We start from the raw sequence: 21,879 nt of genomic DNA on the forward strand, positions 1-21,879 counted from the left end.
GTTCGTCCTGAGCCAGGATCAAACTCTCCAATAAAGTGTTTGACTTGCTCATTTAGAAAAACTGACGAGAATTTTAATTCTCATTTAATACTCACTCGTTGTTCAGTTTTCAAAGATCAACTTCGTTCATTTCGTTATCGCCTCATCAGCGGCAACTTTTATAGTATATTACATTCGGTGTTATTTAGCAAGCGTTATTTTTTACCAAGAAGTTATCTTCTTTTGCTTCAATTCCGCTTAATTAACGACCGGATATATAATATAACACGGACATACGACTAAAGCAACCCTTTTTTCAAACAAAAATAGAGCCCTGCTCATCGCAGGGCTCCTTCGTTTTATTCGGCCGTATTCCGCATATGAGGGAACAACAGAACGTCGCGAATCGATGGCGCATCGGTGAGCAGCATAACCAGACGGTCAATGCCGATACCCAATCCGCCGGTTGGCGGCATTCCGTATTCCAACGCCCGGATGAAATCCTCATCCATTTCATGCGCCTCATCATTCCCATGCTCCCGCTCCAGCAGTTGGGCCTCAAAGCGCTGACGCTGATCGATCGGATCGTTCAGCTCGGAGAACGCGTTCGCATGCTCACGCGCTACGATAAACAGCTCGAAGCGGTCGGTAAAGCGCGGGTCTTCCTCGTTCTTTTTGGCCAGCGGCGAGATTTCCACCGGATGACCGTAAACAAAGGTCGGTTGAATCAGGGTCTCCTCCACGAATTGCTCGAAGAACGCGTTCAAAATATGACCAAAGGTCATATGCGGCTCCACCGGAACTTTATGCTCCTTAGCCAACCGATGCGCTTCCTCGTTCGTCATCGGCACGCCGAAATCGACACCGGTAACCTCTTTTACCGCATCCACCATGGAAACGCGGCGCCACTGAGGCGTCAGGTCAACCTCTTTGCCTTGATACTGGATCACTTGAGTACCCAGCACTTCTTGCGCAATGTGGGCGATCATATTTTCCGTCAGCGCCATAATGTCCTTGTAGTCGGCATAAGCCTCATACAGCTCGATCATGGTGAACTCCGGATTGTGGCGTGTCGATACGCCTTCGTTCCGGTATACCCGGCCGATTTCATAGACTTTCTCCAAGCCGCCCACAATCAGACGTTTCAAGTGCAGCTCGATGGCAATCCGCATGTACAGCTCCATGTCCAGCGCATTATGGTGCGTGATGAACGGACGGGCCGCCGCACCGCCGGCAATGCTGTGCAGGGTAGGCGTTTCAACCTCCAAGTAGCCGAGCGAATCCAAATAGCGGCGCATAGATTGAATAATCCGCGAGCGCTTAATGAAGGTCTGCTGGACTTCGGGATTCACGATCAAATCCACATAACGTTGACGATAGCGCAGTTCCACGTCCTTCAGGCCATGGTATTTGTCGGGAAGCGGATAGAGCGATTTGGACAAAACCTCCAGGTCCTTGACCTTGATGGTCGTTTCGCCGGTTTTTGTCTTGAAGACCTCACCGGTAACGCCGACGATGTCCCCGAGATCAAGCACGTTGAACGCCGCATATTTAGATTCCGGAACACTGTCCTGACGAACGTACAGCTGAATTTTGCCGGAAAGATCCTGAATATGCGCAAAGCTGGCTTTACCCATCACCCGCTTGGCCATAATCCGGCCGGCCACCGAGACCTCAACCTGCTTCTCATCAAGTTCTTCCTTCGTCAATGGATCATACTGGGCCAAAATCTCGCCGGCCATCGCATCACGCTCGTATTTTTTGCCGAACGGGTCTATGCCCAATCCCCGCAGCTCGTCCAATTTCTCGCGGCGAATTCTCAGCAGTTCGCTGACCTCGACCACTTCCTGGTTGTTTTGTTCCTCGCTCACTTGGTTCCACTCCTTACGACGTAGTATTTAAAAATTGAATTAAAAACAGTGAAAGAAGCTTCCGCCGGGGAAGCTTCTCGGGACGTTAATAGAGCTTATTTCTTGATATCCACGATTTTATATTGAATGACGCCTGCCGGAACGGTCACATCCACGATCGCGCCTTTTTTCTTACCCAAAATCGCTTTGCCGACAGGGCTTTCGTTCGAGATTTTATTCTGCAGCGGGTCGGATTCGGCCGTCCCCACGATCGCGTATTCCATCGTATCGCCAAATTCCAGATCCTCAACCGTTACTGTAGAACCGATGCTCACCGTATCCGTATCAATCTCGTCGTTATTGATGATCCGGGCATTGCGCAGCATTTTCTCCAACGTAATGATACGTCCTTCGATGAAGGCCTGTTCGTTCTTGGCATCTTCGTATTCCGAGTTCTCGCTGATATCCCCATACCCGATGGCTGTCTTAATCCGCTCGGCCACTTCCCGGCGTCTAATGGATTTCAAATTTTCCAGTTCTTCCTCCAGTCTCTTCAGACCGTCCTGTGTAAGAATGACTTCTTTATCGCTCATCTCAACCGATTCTCCTGTCATGGAAATAATATTCGCACTGTGCGGCGGACTGCCGGGCAACTTCAAGGGCGCCTCTCCCCATTAGGAGTGTTCGAAGCATCGACTATCCCGAGAAGTTCCGTGGTTCCCGCCTGACAACGGCCGTGAAAGCTCACGCATCATTGAGAATATCATATGCAATCGCATGGAGGTCAGACCATCCATGTTGTGGAAGTTATCTCCTGAGGCGAATTTATATTGTGAAATTATAGGGGAACCGTTCTGAAATGTCAATGACGCCAGACTCCAGAATTGAAAACGCTTCACAAGCGGGCTCCCCATATAACCCGGATAGAATCAGCCATTGCCTGGTTTTAGCACATCCTTAAGCCGATTCGGCTTCTCCGTGACTTTCCACATGTAGTTCGGCCACAAAGTTCTCCAAAATCCGCACCATTTCGTCACGCTTCGTTTCCTCCATGATGACGTCTTTGATCCGGGCGGCTCCCTTCAGTCCTTTTAAATACCAAGCCAGATGTTTCCGCATTTCCCGAACGGCGACGGCCTCGCCTTTCAGAGCGGCCAGCCGATCCATATGCAAAATGGCGATGCGGATCTTCTCTTCCGCCTCCGGTTCGGGCAGCAGAATGCCTGTCTTCAAGTACTCGACGGTACGGTACAGCATCCAGGGATTACCCAATGCCCCCCGTCCGATCATGACCCCGTCGCAGCCGGTTTGATCGAGCATCCGTTTGGCATCCTCCGGCGTAACCACGTCGCCATTCCCGATGACAGAAATCGACACCGCTTCTTTGACCTGTCTTATAAATTCCCAGTCCGCCTTGCCGGTATACAATTGCTCCCGGGTACGGCCGTGAACGCTGACGGCCTTGCCGCCCGCAGCCTCCACCGCCTTGGCATTGTCCAGTACATAAATATGCTCCGCATCCCAGCCGATCCGCATTTTTACGGTAACCGGTTTGCTGACAGCCGCTACGACCGCGGACACCATTTCAAAGATTTTGTTCGGGTCCAGCAGCCAGCGCGCGCCGGCGTCACATTTCGTCACTTTGGGCACCGGGCAGCCCATATTGATATCGATAATATCCGCGTTAGTCTCTTGATCCACCACTTTAGCGGCCTCAACCAGCGTCTCGCGGTCGCCTCCAACAATTTGCAGGCTGAGCGGTTTTTCACGTTCGTCGACAAACAGCATTTCCTTCGTCCGCTTGTTGCCGTGCAGGATCGCTTTATCGCTAACCATCTCCGCGCAGACAAGCCCGGTGCCAAACTCTTTCGCAATCAGGCGGAACGCCGGATTACACACGCCTGCCATCGGAGCGAGCACGACCTGGTTTTTCATTTCAATATCGCCGATCTTCAGCATAAGGGTCCCTCCTGATTCTATAAATTCATAGATTCTTTAGCTCGGCCAACGTAATGCCAAGAACATCCGCAATTTTATTTAAAATTTGATCTTCTGCCCGTCGGTTGCCCCGTTCAATCGCTCCTAAAACAGCCAACGATATGCCGGTTTCATCCGCCAGCTGCTGCTGCGTGTATCCCTTCAGTTTTCGGAATGCCCTAAGCCGCTGGGCAAGCTGCCTGTTTTCCAAAACCGTACTCCATCCTTTCCGTCCACCAAATCCAAGGCGGCCCGTACCCGCTCGTATAATCCTGACGCCTCGCCTTCAGATACGATGTCGCTAAGCGGAACGAGCACAAAAGCCCGTTCAAACATACGCGGATGGGGCAATGTCAAAAATGGGGTGTCCATCGACCGCCCCTCCATCCACAGCAGATCGAGGTCTACGGTCCTCGGCCCGAAACGAATGTTCCGTTCCCGGCCCAAAGCCAGCTCCGCCTCCTGCATTACCGTCAGCAGAGCCTCCGGTGTCAGCGTCGTCTTGACCGCCAGCACCATATTGATAAAATTCGGCTGATCCAGGTAACCTACCGGATCCGTCTCATACAAATTCGAGCTGCGCAGCAGCGTAATCTGCGGGTGTTCGCCCAGCAAAGCGGCCGCTCGCATCATCTGAGCTTCCGGGTCTCCCAAATTAGCCCCTAAAGCAATATAAGCCTCTGAGCTATCAGAGGGGGTTTGTGCCATCATATCATCTTCTCACTTTCTGGTGCGGCGCAGTTCCACCGTGACGCCATCGAACTTGATATCGAAGGGCGGATGCGGTTTGGTCACGCCGACCGTTAAAGCATCTACCCTAGTATAAGTGTCCAATACCGAGGATGCAATATGCTCGGCAAGCGCCTCGATCAATTTGAAGCTTTTTTGTTCCACGATCCCGCGGACCAGTTCATGGATTTCGGCATAATTTACCGTTTTGGTCAAATCGTCGGTTTCCCCCGCCTCGCGCAAACTCAGTTCCAGCTCCAGATCCACGTAATAACGGGCACCCAACTTGCGCTCTTCCTCGAACACACCGTGATATCCGTAAAATTCCATGCGCCGTACAATCATTTTATCCATCATTTTTCATCCTCCCGTTATAACCAAGGTCAAGCGTACATAATCGCATCGCACATCAGAGCCGTGCGCTTGATTTCTTTCACGTCGTGTACCCGAACGATCTGGCAGCCTTGAGCAATGCCGAGGGCCACCGTGGCGGCCGTACCGAACACGACTTCCTCCGTCGGCAGATCCAGCGCGGTGCGGATGAATTTTTTGCGCGAGGTTCCGAGCAGCAGCGGATAACCCAGGTCCATCAAGCGGTCCAGGTTTCTCATGACCAGCAGGTTCTCGTTGTAATCTTTGGCAAACCCGATGCCCGGGTCCAAAATAATCCGCTCCTCCTTAACGCCGGCCGCCCGCGCCAAAGAAACACTCTCGAGCAGATCGTCCGCCACATCCCGGAGCAGGTCGGCGTAATCCCGGTTATCCCGGTTATGCATCAGGATCGCCGGACAGCCGAACTCGGCGGCCACCGCAGCCATCTGCGGATCGGCCTTGAAGCCCCAGACATCATTGACGATATGGGCCCCCGCCTTAAGCGCCTCCCGGGCCACGCGCGATTTATAGGTATCTACCGAAATCGGAATATGCGGGGCTTCCCGGTGAAGGGCTTCCACCACGGGAACGACCCGTTCCAATTCCTCTTGCTCGCTCACCGGCTGATGGCCGGGACGCGTCGATTCTCCGCCCAGATCGATTAAATCCGCCCCGTCGGCGACCATCTGAAGCGCATGGCGAACCGCCCGTTCGGGGTCGTTGTATTTCCCGCCATCCGAGAACGAATCCGGGGTCACGTTGAGAATGCCCATGATAAGGGTCCGTTCGCCCAGCTTCAAGGTCGTGCCGCCGCATGGATAAGTTCTTTGGAACACCTTGCTCTGCATATCAGCTTCCCACTCTCTCTCTATAAAAATAAAGCAGCCGCTCCGTCACCTTCCCGATTTCCCCGTCGCCAACGGATATCTCTCGGCCGCCGGGCTCCGCCAACCGGGTAACCGGCACCAACTCTTGAATGGAGTTTGTGACAAACACCTCATTGGCTCCCCTTAACTCGTCCCAGGTATACCTCCCCTCCTCGACGGCCCAACCGTGAGCCCCGGCAAGCTCCAGGACTGTCCGCCGGGTAATCCCCGGCAATATCCCCGTCCCGATCTCAGGAGTATATAGTTTCCCATTCCGGACAAAAAATAAATTACTGGCGATCCCTTCCGCCAAAAAACCATCCGCCGTCAGCATCATTCCTTCCGCCGGCTGCGGCCGTACCGCCGCCGCCGTTCCAGCCCCCTCGGCATTCGCCGCCCTTGCCGTCCGCCGCTCATATTCCGCCAGTTCCCGCCTAGCCAGCATATTATTCATATAATGCAGGGACTTGAGCCGGACCCCGCTTTCCGGCGTATTGCGGGGCGTGGAGAGACGCCAGAGCGTCTTGCCGAGGCGGTACAGCTCCGGGCCGGAATTGGGCAGCGGCTTGACGTACAGAATCACCTTAGGCTCCGCATAAGGTTCGGTGGTCAGCCCCAGCGGTCCCGGCCCCGCGGAAACCGTCAGCCGAAGATAGGAGTCCTCCAAGCCGTTCAAGGCCAGAAGCTCGGCAATTTCCGCCTCCAGCCGATCCCGGCGCCCTTCATAAGGAATGCCGAGCACCCGGCAGCCCTCCCGAAGGCGTTCCAGATGGCGGTCCAGCAGACACGGCCGGCCGCCATAGGTGCGGAACGTTTCGAACAGCCCCATCCCGTACATGAAGCCGTGATCCATAACGGAAATCACGGCTTCGTTTAGAGGGGTCGGCTTCCCGTTCACCCCGATATAGGTCATACGCCGGCTTCCGCCTTCCGACTCAGGAAGTTGCGGAGCATCTGATGCCCATGATCGGTAATAATCGACTCCGGATGAAATTGGACGCCTTCGACGGCGTATTGCTTATGGCGCAAGCCCATAATCTCGCCTTCCGCGGTCTCCGCCGTAATTTCCAGACAATCCGGAAGCGTCTCCCGCTCCACGATCAGAGAATGATAGCGCGTAGCCGTAAACGGCGACGGCAAACCGGCAAACACCGAAGTCCCCCGGTGGAGAATCGGTGAAGTTTTCCCGTGCATCAGACGTTCGGCCCGGACGACATTCCCGCCGAAAGCCTGTCCGATCGCCTGATGGCCGAGGCATACGCCGAAGATCGGAATCTCCCCTTTAAAGCGGTCGATCACGTCCAGCGTGATCCCCGCCTCATTCGGCGTGCAAGGCCCCGGGGACAGCAAAATATGATCCGGGTTCAGCCGCCGGATGCCCTCGAGGTCGATTTCATCATTGCGGCGAACCACGACCTCCTCGCCCAGCTCTCCTAAATATTGAACCAGGTTATACGTAAACGAATCGTAATTATCGATGACCAGTATCATCACTTCATCCCCTGTCCTTCGCCGTGAACGGCGGTTATTTCGCTCTGCCGGACCGCTGCGGCAACCGCTCTGGCCTTGTTGCTGCATTCCCGGTACTCGCGGTAGGGAACGGAATCGATGACGATGCCCGCTCCCGCTTGGATATAGCCGATTCCGTCCTTGACGACCAGTGTTCGTATAATAATATTTAATTCCATATTCCCGTTGTAGTCAATCCAGCCCATAGCGCCGGTATACGGCCCCCGGGTGACCGGTTCAAGCTCCTCTATGATTTCCATAGTCCGCACCTTCGGCGCCCCGGTGATTGTGCCGCCCGGAAAAACGGCGGCAATCGCGTCATACGCCGTCCGGTCCGCGGGCAGAACGCCCTCCACCTCGGAAACGAGATGCATCACGTGGGAATAGCGCTCGATCGTAAACAGTTCGCTGACCCGAACCGAACCGTAGACCGCCACCCGGCCCAAATCGTTGCGCAGCAGATCGACGAGCATGATGTGCTCGGCGCGTTCTTTTTCGCTGCCGGTCAGTTCCGCTTCCATAAGCGCATCTTCCTCGGCAGTAAGCCCCCGGCGCCTAGTCCCCGCGATCGGGCGGGTGCTGAGGCGCCCCCGCTCCAGCTTGACCAGAAGTTCGGGCGACGCCGACACCAGTTGAAAATCGGGGAATCGCAGCAGGCCCATATAGGGCGATGGATTGATTCGCCGTAGCCACTCGTAGACGGCTTCAGGAGTGGACTTGATTTCAAAGGCCTGCCTTAACGACAAATTCACCTGAAACACGTCGCCCGCCGCGATGTAGTCCTGCACCCGCCGAACCGCCGCCTCAAAAACCTCCTGCGACATCGAATCCGCCTTGCGGCCCGGCAATGTATCGGACTTGGCCAGTTCCTCGGCCTCCACCGGCGAATTTGAAGTATAGCCTTCCTCCACCCCCCGGCAAAACCGCTCCCAACGCTCCATCATCCTCACAGCCCTGTCGCGAGCCGACGTATAGAGAACTCCCGGGCTCATGCCCTGCTCCGCGTCCACCGGACTGTGAACGACGGCATACACGGCCTTCTCGGCCTGATCCCAGATCCAGATTTCCTCGAATCGCATCCATACATAATCATCGAGCCCCAGATCGTCTTGGGCCAACCGGGGAAGTCGCTCCAGGGAGCGGGCAATATCATAGCCCAAAAATCCGACCGCGCCCCCGCAAAATTTCGGCAAGCCGTCTACCATCGGCGACCTCCATGGCGCCATCCACCGCTGCAGCAACTTCAGCGGCTTTCCCTTATGTTCCGACGTTTCGCCGGATGCAAACTCGGTAGCGACCGCCCGGTCCCCCTTGCCGCGGATGACCGAGACCGGATCGAGTCCGAGAAAGGTGTATCTGCCCGTTTTGCCGCTCTCCAGCACAAACGAATACGGCTGCGCCTCTTCCCAAGCACGCATCCAGTCCGCCGGCAAGCCGTCCGTCACCGTCTTTTTAACCGCACAAGGCAGCAGGGTCCATGCCCCTTCTTTCACCCAAGCTTCCCATTGTTCCCGCGATATGACCCATTCCATCCGCCGCCGCATCCTCCAGCTTCATTCTTAGTTATTGCTAGCTAGTATACTAAAAACCCCGCCACTTTAAAATACAAATAACCCCTACAGCGGCCCTGAAGAGCCGCGATAGGGGTATATCCGCGTTATTGTAATAGACGGGCCGCAAATTAGGCTTCGAAATTATACAGCGGAGTGCTCAGGTAACGTTCGCCGTTGCTCGGAATAATCGCAACGACCCGTTTGCCCTTGCCGAGCTTCTTGGCGACTTGAAGCGCCGCAAATACCGCCGCTCCGGAAGAAATCCCGGAGAGGATGCCTTCTTCCTTAGCCACTTGGCGCGCTTGCTCAAATGCGTCGTCATTCTCGACGTGAATAATTTCATCATAAATCTCACGGTTCAAGATTTCGGGAATAAAGTTCGCGCCCAAACCTTGGATCTTATGAGGTCCGGGTTTGCCGCCGGCCAAAATCGGCGAAGCCGCCGGTTCAACCGCATAGATCTTGATATCCGGGAAGCGATTCTTCAGCACTTCGCCCGCACCCGAAATCGTACCGCCCGTTCCGATCCCGGCGACAAATGCGTCCAGTTTGCCGTCCAGGGAGTCGATCGCTTCCACGATTTCCGGACCGGTCGTTTCGCGGTGGATCTTCACATTGGCTTGATTGCGGAATTGATCCGCCATGAAATAGTCCGGATTGGCCGCCAGAATTTCCTCGGCCTTCTTCACCGCGCCGTTCATGCCTTCCGATCCCGGCGTCAGCACCAGTTCGGCCCCGTAAGCACGCAGCAGGTTACGGCGTTCCAAGCTCATCGTTTCGGGCATGACAATGACCGCTTTGTATCCCTTCGCCGCAGCGACAAGCGCGAGCCCGATGCCGGTGTTGCCGCTCGTCGCTTCAATGATCGTGCCGCCCGGCTTCAACTTGCCGGCCTTCTCCGCCTCTTCCACAATGCTGATGGCGATGCGGTCCTTAACGCTGGAACCCGGGTTTTGGTACTCCAGCTTGACATAGATTTCGGCGCTATCCTCCGGTACGATACGGTTCAGGCGGACCAGCGGCGTATCGCCAATCAGTTCCGTTACGTTGTTTACGATTCTAGCCATGTCATAACCCTCCTCATTTATAGAAAAAAGATCGAATCCTGCGCATAAATCATGCATGAATGTATTGTAGCCTGGTCTATAGGTCGTCAATGGTGTTACGTGCTTGAATCATTTCCGAGTAATTAAGTAGGTTTTCACCTATTATCTTAACAACCCCGATCGGACTTGTCAATAATGGGCATAAAAAAATACCTTGCCCTTCCTAAGGTCTACCCCGGAAGAGCAAAGTATTGGATCCAATCGCCGAACCGGATTCCCCAGCGTGGAGTTAATTCATTTTCGCCAGCAGATCGTCCAACTCATCCCGCGTGAAGGTATATACCTCGTTGCAGAAGTCGCAGACCACCTCCGTCTCCTTGCCCTCGTCCCGAAGCAAGGTCAGTTCCTCTCTCCCCAAACTGATCAGCGTCCGTTCTACTCTGTCCCGGGAACAGTGACAGGAGAACGTAATGTCCATTTCCTCCAGCACTTTGACATCCGGCACGATCCAACGCAGCATTTCCTCCGGTTCCATTCCCTGATCCAGCAGCGAAGTCACCGGCGGCAGTTGACCTACCGCCCGTTCGATCGCATCGATTTCCGAATCGCTCAGCCCCGGCAGCAGTTGAATAATGAACCCCCCTGCCACGATGACGGAAGAATCGGTGTCCACCAGGACCCCCAGACCGACCGCCGACGGCGTTTGTTCCGACAGGGCGAAGTAATAGGTGAAATCCTCGCCCAGCTCCCCCGATATCAAAGGCACGCTTCCGCGATATGGGTCTTTCATTCCCAGATCCTTCGTCACGTGAATGAAGCCCGTCGTACCGACGGCTCCCGCCACATCCAGTTTGCCTTTGCTATTGCTCGGCAGTTGTACATGAGGATTCGTGACATAGCCGCGAACCTCCCCTTTGGCATTGGCGTCGGCCACGATTTGGCCGACCGGTCCGTCCCCCTTCACCTGGATGGACAGCCGTTCTTCGCCTTTCAGCATCGCGCCCATCATCGCGGCCGCGGTCACGGTGCGTCCCAGGGCGGCCGTCGTCGTCGGGTACGTATCATGTCGGCGGCGGAGTTCTTCCACCAGCTCCGTCGTCCGCACCGCAAACGCCCGGACTTTTCCGTCCATCGCCGTTCCCCGGACCAGCCGGTCCTTCATCTCTTTCTTTTCCTCCACAGCAGGAAACCTCCTTTTATATGAATTGGCCGTTCATTGATTTCGTTCGTAAATAATGCGGAGTCCCTCTAAGGTAAGCCAGGGATTCACTTCCTCAATGGTCCGCGATTCGCTCGCGATCAACTCGGCGAGCCCGCCGGTTGCGACCACTTTCGGCTCGGCGCCCATTTCGGCCCGGATCCGTTCCACGATCCCGTCAACCTGGCCCGCATAACCGAAAATGATCCCCGCCTGCATGGCATGCACGGTGTTGCGTCCGATGACTTTCTTCGGCTTTTCGAGCTCGATCCGGGGCAGCTTCGATGCCCGTTGGTACAAGGCCTCCGTCGAAATACCGATCCCCGGTACGATGGCCCCGCCCAAATAATTACCCTGGGCATCGACGCAATCAAACGTTGTCGCCGTCCCAAAATCGACGACCACCAGCGGACCCCCGTACCGCTCAATCGCCGCCACGGCGTTGACGATCCGGTCCGCGCCTACCTCCCGCGGATTCTCATAGCGCAGGTTGAGCCCGGTTTTGATGCCCGGGCCGACCACCAGCGGTTTATGATGCAGGTATTTTTGGCACAACTCCTCCAAGACATGCATCAACGGGGGAACGACAGAGGAAATGATGACACCTTCGATGTCGCCCGTGTCGATGTTGGACATGTTGAACAAGTTGTGAATCAGGACGCCGTACTCGTCGACCGTCGCCTGCCGGTTCGTCGAGATCCGGAAATGGTGCAGCAGCTCACGCTGCCTGTATATACCAAGAACAATATTCGTGTTGCCGACATCTACCACTAGAAACACGTACTTACCCCTCTTTCTTTTCGCCCAGGTCCAGACTGATGTCCAGATTCTCGAACGAGTACGTTAACCGGCCCACCGAGATGACGTCCACACCGCTTTCCGCAATCTCCCGCACCGTCTGCAAATTGACGTTTCCCGATGCCTCCGTTTTTACATGGGGCGCCTTCGCCTTGATCCGCCGTACCGCTTCCTTCATCAAATCGGGCTCCATATTATCCAGCATAATGATATCGGCCCCCGCTTGCAAAGCTTCTTCCACTTGCTCCAAACTTTCCGCCTCGACCTCGATCGTCATCGTATGCGGGATGTTCTTGCGCGCCCGGCTCACCGCCTGGGCGATCCCGCCCGCGCCCTTGATGTGATTGTCCTTGATCATCACGGCGTCATACAGCCCGAACCGGTGATTGGCCCCGCCGCCGGTGCGCACCGCGTATTTCTCCAGCATGCGGTGACCGGGTGTCGTCTTCCGCGTATCCACCAAGCGGACCGGCAGCCCTTGGAGCGCATCCGCAAAGCTGCGGGTCCGGGTAGCGATGCCCGATAGCCGCTGCAATAAATTCAGCGCGAGCCGCTCTCCCGTCAAAATACTGTGCGTGCTCCCCTCCACCTCCGCCAGGACGGTTCCTTTCTCCACTCGCTGCCCGTCCTGAACGAGCGGGGTAAACGCAAGCAGCGGATCGACGACTTCGAACACCAGCTGCGCCACCGGCATGCCGGCGATCACGCCGGACTCTTTGGCATGTATGATCCCCTTGGATTGGTGTCCGTGGGGAATGGTCACGCCCGTCGTGACATCGCCCGAGCCGACATCCTCCTTCAGCCACAACCGAATCGATTCCACCAGGCCTTCGTTATATCCATTAAACATCATCGCTGATTTCCTCCAACATTCCTTTTTCCCGGTGACATAAAATATGCCTGCGCCACCGCGCGTCATCCCTTTCGGGGAAATCCTCCCGATAGTGTCCGCCTCGGCTTTCCTCACGGACCAACGCCGACTCGGACAGCAATAGGGCGCAGGTCAGCATATTGGCAAACTCCAACTGCTCCCGGGTATGTAAAACCGCTCCGAAAATCGGCAGCTGCCGCTTCAGTTCCTCGATTCCTTTAAGCAGCCCGCCCTTGGTTCGGCGTACTCCTACCTGCCGGACCATGACTTTCTGCAGCTTCAGCCGCCGTTCGACGATCGGCTGGATTACCGCCTCGTGCCGGTCCGACCGGCAAGCGATGCCCGCGCCCGTCTCGGCCAGCGGAGCCAACTGCCGAATCCGTTCCACGATCCGCCGTCCGAAGACGACCGCCTCGGACAGGGAGTTGCTCGCCAGCCGGTTCGCGCCGTGCACCCCGGTGGACGAAACCTCCCCGCAGGCGAACAGGCGGCGGACGCTGGTCTCTCCATGATGCCCCGTTTGCACGCCTCCCATCATATAATGCGCAGCCGGCGCCACCGGAATCCAATCGGTGGTCATATCCAGACCGTAGCCGATGCAGGTCTCATAGATGGTCGGAAAACGATGCTTGATGGTTTCCGGCTCTTCGTGGGTAATGTCCAGATACACGTGAGTAGCGCCCGTCTGTTCCATTTCGCTGACGATGGCCCGGGCCACGATATCGCGCGGAGCCAGCTCCAAAAGGCTGTGATACTTCTCCATGAAACGTTCGCCGCGGATATTTCGCAATATGGCGCCTTCGCCGCGCACCGCCTCCGAGATGAGAAATCTCGGAGCGCCGGGGTAACAAAGGGCGGTGGGATGAAATTGAATAAACTCCATGTCCCGAATCAGCGCGCCGGCCCGGTAGGCCATGGCCACGCCGTCGCCGGTCGCCACCTCCGGATTGGTCGTATAGCGGTAAAGCTGGCCGGCCCCGCCGCTGCAAAGAACCGTCGCCGTTCCGCGCAGGAAAACCCGGCCGCCATCCGGCTGCTGAACCAACGCGCCCAGACATTCGTTATCCTTCGTAATCAAGTCGATCACGAAATGATCGTCCCAGATGTCGATATTGGCATGCCCGCCCACCTGCTCCGACAGAGCCCGGACAATCTCATACCCTGTGGCATCGCCGTTGGCGTGCAAAATCCGGCGGTGGCTGTGCGCGCCTTCTTTCGTCAGGGCAAGCTCCCCGTTCTCGAGGTCGAACGCCGTTCCGAGCGTCATTAATTCTTTAACGCCCTCAGGCCCTTCATGGACCAGAATATCCACCGATGCCGAGGAACAGAGCCCCGCTCCGGCGAGAAGGGTGTCCTCCCGGTGCGAGGCCGGCGAATCCTCATCGGAAATAACCGCCGCAATGCCGCCTTGGGCATACCGGGTGTTGCTCTCCATCAGCGATTTTTTCGTTATCATTGTGACCTTGCGATTTTCGGAGGCTTTAATGGCCGTAAACAGCCCGGCGATGCCCGATCCGATGACGATCACGTCCGTGTCGATCACCGGGAGTTCAGCCAGGTCAAAATCAACCAAGTATTGTGGAATCAAGGTGACCACCTGTCCTTGACAGAGAGTAGCGCATGCTACTGAACTTGTAGCATGCGCTCTAATGAGGTTCTGGCTTTGTCGGCGATCGCCGGCGGGACATAAATTTGCGGCTGCATCGTTTCCAGACACTTCACCAATTTTTTCAGATTATTGACTTTCATATTAGGACATACGAGAAACTTCGAGGCAAAATGGAACGTTTTCTCCGGACTATCCAGTCTCAACTGGTATCCCGTCCCGTCTTCGGTCCCCACGATAAATTCCTTGGCGGACGACTTCTTGCAATATTCAAGAATCGCGGTCGTGCTGCCGACGAAATCGCCCATCGCCACGACCTCCGGCCGACATTCGGGGTGAACGACGAACTCGGCTTCCGGATGCTTCGCTTTCATCTCGACCACATCTTTTACGGTCAACATATCGTGCGTGTTGCAATAGCCTTCCCATATGATCATTTTCTTGTCCGTATGCTGCTGAACGTAATGACCCAGGTTCTTGTCGGGAACCCAGATGATCTCGTCCGCATCGACCGAGTTAATCACCTTGACGGCATTGGAGGAGGTACAGCAAATATCCGTCTCCGCCTTGACTTCAGCCGAAGAGTTGATATAGGTGACCACTTTGGCGTTCGGATGCTGCGCTTTAAGCTTTCTTAAGCCATCCACGTTCACCATATCCGCCATCGGGCAGCCGGCCCGTTCATCGGGAATGAGCACCGTCTTGTTCGGCGCCAAAATTTTCGCGCTCTCTCCCATGAAATGAACGCCGCAGAACACGATCGTTTCCGCTTCGGTTGAAGCCGCCTTCTGAGCAAGCAAAAAAGAGTCGCCACGGAAATCGGCCACTTCTTGAATTTCGTCGCGCTGATAATAATGCGCCAAAATGATTGCGTTGCGTTCCTTCTTAAGCTGAACCAGCTTCTCCCGAAGCTCCCGGTTCATTTCCGCCTTCCGCTCCCGTGCTAGAGCCTCCACCTGACATCCTCCCCTGTATGCGACCGCGGTTCCCCCGCGCTTCTCTCTCGTCCGCATCCTTATCGTAATGTTTGTGCAAAAATACGCATACTTGCCGTCACTTCAACGTACCTAATTTCACACGGCTGTGTTAACAACTAATTTACACAAGCGAGTTGGGGCTGTCAATCGATCCGGGCAGGAAAGCTCAAATTTTAATTAATGCCTTGGCGATGTGAAATCGCGGCCCAAAAGGCCATTACTCCGACTGGCGGCCATACCAAGCGAGTCGACATGGGGACCAACGGTAATTCCACTAGCCATTGAGTGATGAAACCATAAAAAAATCCGGGAGGCAGATCCTGTCTGTCTCCCGGATGATATCCATACATTGTTATACAGTTGGCGGCGTGCCGCCCCCCGGGCCTTGCCCGTTACCGTCTTTGTTGTCACCTTCCGGCGGCGTCGGCGGTACATCCCGGACGGTTCCTTCCGGTGCGTCGACCGTAGGATCACTCGAAATGTCGTTCGTGCTGCTGCCCGGTATCCCGTTCGGAATATCTCCGGTTGGGCCTGCGGGAGCCGGATCCTCGGTCTTGCCTTGAATCCGGACGCGTACGTCACCGACATTGTCGACGATAGGTTCGCCCGTTTCGGACGTGCCGTTTCCGCTGCCGCCTTCGCCGTCTTTGCCGGCTTCCGGTGCATCCAGCAGATGCCCATGCTCGATCAACTGCTTGATCTGATCAAGATCCAGCGTTTCCACCTCAAGCAAGGTCTCGGCGATCAGGCGAACTTCCTCGGCATGCTCCGTCAACAGCTTCTTACAACGTTCGTAGGACTCGTTGATAAACCGCTGCATTTCCTGATCGATCTCGTAAGCGATCTGATCGCTGTAATTCTGCTCGTGTCCGATATCGCGGCCCAGGAACACCTGGCCTTGCGATGTGCCGAACTGCATCGGACCGAGCTTCTCGCTCATCCCGTATTCGACGATCATGCTGCGCACGATGCTCGTCGCTTGCTGGAAGTCGCTGTACGCCCCGGTGCCGATCTCGCCGATGAACAGCTCTTCCGCAACCCGGCCGCCCAACAGACCCGTAACCTTGTCGAGCAGTTCTTGCTTCGTCACCAGCATGCGGTCTTCTTTCGGAAGCATGATGACATATCCGCCGGCCCGGCCGCGCGGGATAATCGTCACCTTGTGCACCATATCGGCGTGCTCCAGGAAATAACCCACGATCGTATGGCCCGCTTCGTGGAAAGCCACGATGCGTTTCTCGCGGTCGCTGATCACGCGGCTGCGCTTCTCCGTACCGACAATAACGCGGTCGATGGCCTCATCCACCTCTTGCATGGAGATATCCTTGCGGTTTCGGCGGGCGGCAAGGAGCGCCGCTTCGTTCAGCAAGTTCTCCAGATCCGCGCCGGTAAACCCGGTCGTCCGTTTGGCGATGACATCGAAGCGTACGTCTTTGGTGAGCGGCTTATTGCGCGCATGCACCTTGAGCACCGCTTCGCGGCCCTTCACATCCGGACGGTCGACCGTAATCTGACGGTCAAAACGTCCCGGACGCAGCAAGGCCGGGTCCAAAATGTCCGCACGGTTTGTGGCCGCGATGATAATAATGCCTTCGTTGCCGCCGAAACCGTCCATTTCTACAAGCAACTGGTTGAGCGTCTGTTCGCGTTCGTCATGTCCGCCGCCGAGTCCGGCGCCGCGCTGACGACCTACGGCATCGATTTCGTCAATGAAGATGATACAAGGCGAATTTTTCTTCGCGTTTTCGAATAAATCCCGAACCCGGGAAGCACCGACACCGACGAACATTTCCACGAAATCCGAACCGGAAATACTGAAGAAAGGACGCCCCGCTTCCCCGGCTACCGCACGGGCCAGCAAGGTTTTACCAGTTCCCGGAGGGCCTACGAGCAGAACCCCTTTCGGGATTTTGGCACCGAGTGCGGCAAATTTCCGCGGATCCTTCAAGAACTCGACGACTTCCACCAGTTCCTGCTTCTCTTCGTCGGCTCCCGCTACGTCCTCGAACGTCGCCTTCTTCTCTTCATTATAGAGACGGGCCCGGCTCTTGCCGAAGTTCATCACTTTGCCGCCGCCGCCCTGCGCCTGATTGAACAGGAAGAAGAACAGAATAAACATGATCGCGAGCGGAACGATGGAGGTCAGGAAGGTCAGCCAGATGCTTTCTCCCTGCATTTTCTTCCAGGTCAGGTTAAAGCCGTTCTGTTCGCTGAGATCCGTAACTTCTTTAAGAACGTTCGGGTCATAAGGGATATAGGTCGAGAAATTCTTCGTTTTGCTGTCTCCGACCTCATTTTTATACTTACCGGTCACCAGATAAGCGTAACCGTCGAATTTCCCGGTCAATTCCTCGACGTTGTCTTTCTTTAATTCCTGCCGCAGTTGCGCATAACTTGGATTGACGGTTGTCTCATTTCCGCTGTTGAGGAATTGGACGATGCCCACCACGACTAAGAAAAGTATCAAATAAAAACCAGAATTCCGGATGAACCGATTCATCCCCTACCTCCTCTCAAAACCTTAAGTTATTTTAACATAGCCGCTCACGCCTTTCAAAAAAACGGCGGGGGATGGCTCCGGCCCGGGGGACCGGTGAAATTAGCTGCTGTAGACTTCTGGTTTCAGCACTCCGACGAATGGGAGGTTGCGGTATTTCTCGGCGTAATCCAGTCCATAGCCGACAACGAAAGCGTCCGGGATCACAAAGCCCGCCAGATCCGCTTCCAGCTTGACGGTCCGTCTGGCCGGCTTGTCGAACAAGGTAACGATCTTTACGGATTTCACCTTGCGGCGTTCCAGAACGTCGATGAGGTAACTCAAGGTGAGACCGCTGTCGATGATATCTTCCACGATCAGGATGTCTCTGCCCTCTACCGAGGTGTCCAAATCCTTGATGATTTTAACTTCGCCCGAGGATCGGGTGGAGGCGCCATAACTGGATACCGCCATAAAATCCAGCTCCAGCGGCACGGTGATCTCTTTGACCAGGTCCGCCATGAAGATAAAGGCGCCTTTCAGTATACAGATGACCAAAGGATTGCGGCCCTCGTATTCTTCGCTCAATTGGCGCCCGAGCTCTTTGACCTTCTCCTGGATTTGTTCCCGGGTAATTAAAATTTCCTGGATATCGTTCTGCAAGATAAGTAAACCTCCTACGTTATACTATGAATGTAATCACTAGGTTAAACCCCAGGGTCGGGATCAGGATTCCTCACCAGGGCCACATGCAGCACGGAGGACGTCTTCTCGCTCACGGCCGCGGCCGATGACCGGCGCACGCCGGGAATCCAAAGAATCCGGCCCGAAGCGTCCGTCACCAGGGGGATTTGGGAGCGAAGCGTGGGAGGTATTTTCTCATCGATAAAAATATCTTTCACCTTTTTGCTTCCATTTAGCCCCATCACGTTCATCCTGTCTCCCGGAAGCCGGGAACGCACAGTAAGCGGATAGACGATCTCATCCGCATCAAACGCTGCCTCCCCGTTGCCATCCTTCATAGGCCCCTCAAGGCCCAAGCCGGCATGTTTACGGGTAAAACGCAAGGTTTGCCCCGTGTCCATCACGGACACTTCCGCCGGAAAACGTTCCACAACATATGTATAATGAGGATTTTCCGCTCGGGCAGGTACAAACCGAATGGTATCGTATTCACGATAACAGCGGACACCTCTTCCAAGATCCAAAACCCACGTCGTGGGCCGGTCCTGGACCGCCCCTTTCCGAATGGCTTCTACCTTGACAAAATCGCCGTCATCCGTACCTAAAGGCAGATAATTTAATATTAGTTTAATCAACCTCCGTTGTAAAGCGGCATGTAGGGAGGTGAATCCCCGGAGTTGAAAAGCCGCACCGCCGTTTTGCCAAGTTACCATTTCCGCATAGAGACGCTCGGTTTCCAAACGCATATAATCATCCTCTTCACCGATGACCTCGGCCAGACGATTCAACGAATCCGCCAGCTGTCCATTATATTGCCCCAAAAAAGGAAGCACATCCAGACGGATTGCATTGCGCGCATACTTGGGAACCAGGTTGGAGCTGTCGATTACATAAGGAATGCTTGAGCGGTCGCAAGCTTGGACCAGCTCGTTTTTGTATATACGAAGGAGGGGGCGAATAAGTTCCACATTTTTTTCGCGGCGTTTCAGCTTCATGCCGGCCAAGCCCGACGGGCCGCTTCCCCGCAAAATCCGCATCATCACGGTTTCCGCCTGATCATCGGCATGATGGGCGAGCGCAATCGCCGAAGCTCCGTATTGGGCGGCGACTTTATGAAGAAAGGCATACCTCTTCTCCCGGGCCGCCAGTTGCCCTCCCTTTCCGGTTTCCTTCATATAAGTAGGTATGTCAAAAACGCCGAGTTCGAACGGGATTTCCAGGCGCTGCGCCAAACCGCGGACAAATTCGGCCTCCTCATCGGATTCTTTCCCCCGAAACCCGTGATTGACGTGAGCGCAAACCAACCTCAAGCCGAGTTCCGGATCGCGGGACAGCTCCTGCAATATGTGCAGCAGAATTACGGAATCGGGCCCCCCGGATACCGCCACGACGATGCAGTCCCCCGGTGACCATAATGTATGTTCCTCTCCGGTACGGCGCACCGTTTCCACCAAACGGTACAGATCGGGATTCATGCGGCGCCACTTCCTTTCCGGACGATTCTATAGTCTATGGCTGTAATAAGGATTTTGATCCCGGCGGTCAAAAACGCAATGTCAGGTATAATGCGCATACCAGCAATGTCAAAGAGACGGCAAAAGCCCCCAGCATCCAGCGCGGGGTTTGGCCTTTGGGCTTGCGTCGGCGGCCGAACGCGGCGGTCGCCAGCTCCCGCCATAATTCGCAGGCTTCCGCCGTATCCTTAAACCGCCCGGCAAGCGCCCGCTCCAGCCATTCCCGAAAGGGGGCCAAAGCCGGTTCCGCACGAAGAATGGCGGTAAGATCGTTGAGGCTCCGCGTCTGGGGCAATTGGGTGGCGGCCCGTTTCAAAGGCCCTTCGGCCAGCAGGTGAATGCATACCACGGCGAAAGAGAACCAGTCGTAGGACGGTTCCGCCGTCCGCCCGCCGGCGCCCCAGTACCCGCGGTCATACCATTCCGTAAACTGTTTGACGCTGCGGCCGATTCCGCTGACTCCTCCGTAGTCGATTAATTCGACTTCGCCGTAAGGAGAGACCAGCACATTCTCCGGCTTCAAATCTCCGAACACCCATCCGGACTCGTGAAGCTGCCGGAGCTGGCGAAGCAGGTGGAGGCCCGCAATCCCCAGCCAGGCCCCGCCTCTCTTGGCAAGAAAAGCCCTCAGCGGCTCCCCTTTGACATAGCGCATGACGTAGAAAGGGATCTCCCGGCCTTGAAAGGAATAGTCATCCACTTCCACCAGATAGGAAACATCCCGTCCCGTAACGCCTCGCCGGTATCTCTGCCGCTGAAGAGCTTTCAGCACATTGACTTCCGATTGTATATCCACCGTGTCGAAACCCATTTTCAGGGCATAGAGCTTCGCGCTGTCCACCTGCTTGACCAGGTAGACGACCCCGTTCGCGCCCTGTCCGAGCAGGCGCTGAATCGCATAGCGCCTCCCCTTCCAACGGCCTGTCACCACCGTTCCCGGCGCCAGGCTCCCTTTAGACGACGTAGTCACCGAGTATCCCTTCTCCTCTGCCTGGTTCCTCCAGCCATTTCTTTGATCCATGTCCTTCCAGTGTACCATACCGGAAGAAATCCATCACCTTCAGAATGGCCGGACCGGTAGGCGTCGCGCCGCGCATGGCAAGCCGCTGAAAGATCGAACGGACTTGGCCGAGATCATCGGTCCAGTCCAGGTCGAGGACGGCGTCTTCGCCGCCGTGCGCCCCGGGGAAATGGAACACCGCCATCCGGCTGGCCCCCTGCCTTGCCCCAAGGCTTAGCATCATATCGCGAATCGCCTCCTCCACGGCGGCGAGTTTCGGCTTCATGCTGGCGCTCGCGTCGATGAGCAGCGCCACGTCCAAGGGGCTGTTCTCGCTCAATTCGTCGATGACCTCCACCACCTGGGAACGCTGGTCCGGAGGCAGGTCCTCCACGGAAGAATTCCCCAGAATTGTTTTCAACTCCTTATTAACCGCGTGCTGAATCGTCTGAACCACGGTTTTGCGCGTCAGCATTTGCATCGTTTGGGCCAGCTTCCGCGTGCCGGAAAGCTGGCTCATCCCGCCCCCGGCCTTGGCGATTTCGGCGATTTCCAGACTGCCCAGCTCCCCGATCGTGCCGTAGTCGACAATCCCGATCACATTGACGACGATCCCCTCCTGCCGGGCCAGCGCGGCCGCCATCACCGGACTCTCCCCTACATTGGAACATCCGTCGGTAATCAGCAATATTTGCTTCATCTGCATCCATCCCCGCTTTCTTTGATCCATCTGATAGACTCTCTTTCTCTATCATTTCCAGCGAGAGTAGAATTCAAACCCTCCTGCATAGCGGCATCATGAAGGGCCAAGGCTATTCCTGAGGATGGCGCGCTGCATAAAGAAAGGAGGCCGTCCCCGAAGGGGAGAACCTCC

General features: G+C 55.7%; 21 protein-coding genes. All 21 read right to left on the reverse strand.

Going from position 1 to position 21,879, the window contains the following annotated elements; all coding sequences use genetic code 11:
* Positions 1–338: 338 nt before the first annotated feature.
* The 21 genes from lysS to LBW89_RS26635 all read right to left on the reverse strand — a co-directional run bounded on the left by lysS (position 339) and on the right by LBW89_RS26635 (position 21,705).
* Entirely contained in the window at positions 339–1,850 is a 1,512-nt protein-coding gene (gene lysS, locus LBW89_RS26535) for a lysine--tRNA ligase (RefSeq protein ID WP_148454311.1), read from the reverse strand.
* Between the two features lie 95 nt (positions 1,851–1,945).
* Complete coding sequence (greA, locus tag LBW89_RS26540) at positions 1,946–2,422, reverse strand: transcription elongation factor GreA (protein WP_225040871.1); 477 nt, start codon at positions 2,420–2,422, stop codon at positions 1,946–1,948.
* A gap of 364 nt (positions 2,423–2,786) precedes the next feature.
* Positions 2,787–3,788: a tRNA dihydrouridine synthase DusB gene (gene dusB / locus LBW89_RS26545; RefSeq protein ID WP_225040872.1), complete on the reverse strand. Its 1,002-nt coding sequence runs from the start codon at positions 3,786–3,788 to the stop codon at positions 2,787–2,789.
* 25 nt (positions 3,789–3,813) lie between these two features.
* The gene (locus LBW89_RS26550; RefSeq protein ID WP_148454305.1) at positions 3,814–4,017 is read right to left on the reverse strand and encodes a helix-turn-helix domain-containing protein; all 204 of its coding nucleotides are present in this window, start codon (positions 4,015–4,017) and stop codon (positions 3,814–3,816) included.
* Positions 3,969–4,517 (reverse strand): 2-amino-4-hydroxy-6-hydroxymethyldihydropteridine diphosphokinase, encoded by a 549-nt coding sequence (gene folK / locus LBW89_RS26555; RefSeq protein ID WP_225040873.1) that lies wholly within the window; start codon positions 4,515–4,517, stop codon positions 3,969–3,971. Before folK ends, LBW89_RS26550 begins: the two co-directional genes overlap by 49 nt.
* A 9-nt stretch (positions 4,518–4,526) precedes the next feature.
* Positions 4,527–4,889: a dihydroneopterin aldolase gene (gene folB / locus LBW89_RS26560; protein ID WP_148454583.1), complete on the reverse strand. Its 363-nt coding sequence runs from the start codon at positions 4,887–4,889 to the stop codon at positions 4,527–4,529.
* Between the two features lie 29 nt (positions 4,890–4,918).
* Positions 4,919–5,755, reverse strand: coding sequence for a dihydropteroate synthase (gene folP, locus LBW89_RS26565; RefSeq protein ID WP_225040874.1), 837 nt, complete (start codon positions 5,753–5,755; stop codon positions 4,919–4,921).
* 1 nt (position 5,756) lies between these two features.
* Positions 5,757–6,686, reverse strand: a complete 930-nt coding sequence (locus LBW89_RS26570; protein WP_225040875.1) for an aminotransferase class IV — start codon at positions 6,684–6,686, stop codon at positions 5,757–5,759.
* Positions 6,683–7,264, reverse strand: a complete 582-nt coding sequence (gene pabA, locus LBW89_RS26575; protein WP_148454297.1) for an aminodeoxychorismate/anthranilate synthase component II — start codon at positions 7,262–7,264, stop codon at positions 6,683–6,685. Before pabA ends, LBW89_RS26570 begins: the two co-directional genes overlap by 4 nt.
* Positions 7,264–8,814, reverse strand: a complete 1,551-nt coding sequence (locus LBW89_RS26580) for an anthranilate synthase component I family protein (protein WP_225040876.1) — start codon at positions 8,812–8,814, stop codon at positions 7,264–7,266. Before LBW89_RS26580 ends, pabA begins: the two co-directional genes overlap by 1 nt.
* A 149-nt stretch (positions 8,815–8,963) precedes the next feature.
* A complete protein-coding gene (cysK, locus tag LBW89_RS26585) occupies positions 8,964–9,902 on the reverse strand; it encodes a cysteine synthase A (RefSeq protein ID WP_148454293.1) in 939 nt (312 codons plus the stop codon).
* A 268-nt stretch (positions 9,903–10,170) separates the two neighbouring features.
* The gene (gene hslO, locus LBW89_RS26590) at positions 10,171–11,043 is read right to left on the reverse strand and encodes an Hsp33 family molecular chaperone HslO (protein ID WP_148454581.1); all 873 of its coding nucleotides are present in this window, start codon (positions 11,041–11,043) and stop codon (positions 10,171–10,173) included.
* A gap of 51 nt (positions 11,044–11,094) precedes the next feature.
* Positions 11,095–11,859, reverse strand: a complete 765-nt coding sequence (locus LBW89_RS26595; protein WP_148454291.1) for a type III pantothenate kinase — start codon at positions 11,857–11,859, stop codon at positions 11,095–11,097.
* 4 nt (positions 11,860–11,863) lie between these two features.
* Positions 11,864–12,730: a carboxylating nicotinate-nucleotide diphosphorylase gene (gene nadC, locus LBW89_RS26600; protein ID WP_148454289.1), complete on the reverse strand. Its 867-nt coding sequence runs from the start codon at positions 12,728–12,730 to the stop codon at positions 11,864–11,866.
* Positions 12,720–14,336: an L-aspartate oxidase gene (gene nadB / locus LBW89_RS26605; protein ID WP_148454287.1), complete on the reverse strand. Its 1,617-nt coding sequence runs from the start codon at positions 14,334–14,336 to the stop codon at positions 12,720–12,722. Before nadB ends, nadC begins: the two co-directional genes overlap by 11 nt.
* Before the next feature lie 35 nt (positions 14,337–14,371).
* Positions 14,372–15,310, reverse strand: a complete 939-nt coding sequence (gene nadA / locus LBW89_RS26610; RefSeq protein WP_148454285.1) for a quinolinate synthase NadA — start codon at positions 15,308–15,310, stop codon at positions 14,372–14,374.
* Between the two features lie 373 nt (positions 15,311–15,683).
* Positions 15,684–17,831 (reverse strand): ATP-dependent zinc metalloprotease FtsH, encoded by a 2,148-nt coding sequence (ftsH, locus tag LBW89_RS26615; RefSeq protein ID WP_225040877.1) that lies wholly within the window; start codon positions 17,829–17,831, stop codon positions 15,684–15,686.
* 99 nt (positions 17,832–17,930) lie between these two features.
* Entirely contained in the window at positions 17,931–18,470 is a 540-nt protein-coding gene (hpt, locus tag LBW89_RS26620; RefSeq protein ID WP_148454281.1) for a hypoxanthine phosphoribosyltransferase, read from the reverse strand.
* A 44-nt stretch (positions 18,471–18,514) separates the two neighbouring features.
* Positions 18,515–19,966 carry a tRNA lysidine(34) synthetase TilS gene (tilS, locus tag LBW89_RS26625; protein WP_225040878.1) on the reverse strand — a complete coding sequence of 484 codons (1,452 nt, stop codon included), beginning with the start codon at positions 19,964–19,966 and terminating at the stop codon, positions 18,515–18,517.
* Positions 19,967–20,033: 67 nt separating this feature from the next.
* Complete coding sequence (locus LBW89_RS26630) at positions 20,034–20,975, reverse strand: protein kinase domain-containing protein (RefSeq protein WP_225040879.1); 942 nt, start codon at positions 20,973–20,975, stop codon at positions 20,034–20,036.
* Positions 20,959–21,705, reverse strand: a complete 747-nt coding sequence (locus LBW89_RS26635; protein ID WP_225040887.1) for a vWA domain-containing protein — start codon at positions 21,703–21,705, stop codon at positions 20,959–20,961. Before LBW89_RS26635 ends, LBW89_RS26630 begins: the two co-directional genes overlap by 17 nt.
* Positions 21,706–21,879: the final 174 nt, after the last annotated feature.

The organism is Paenibacillus sp. alder61, from assembly GCF_020179875.1.
In the GTDB taxonomy this organism is placed as follows: Bacteria; Bacillota; Bacilli; order Paenibacillales; family Paenibacillaceae; genus Fontibacillus; species Fontibacillus faecis.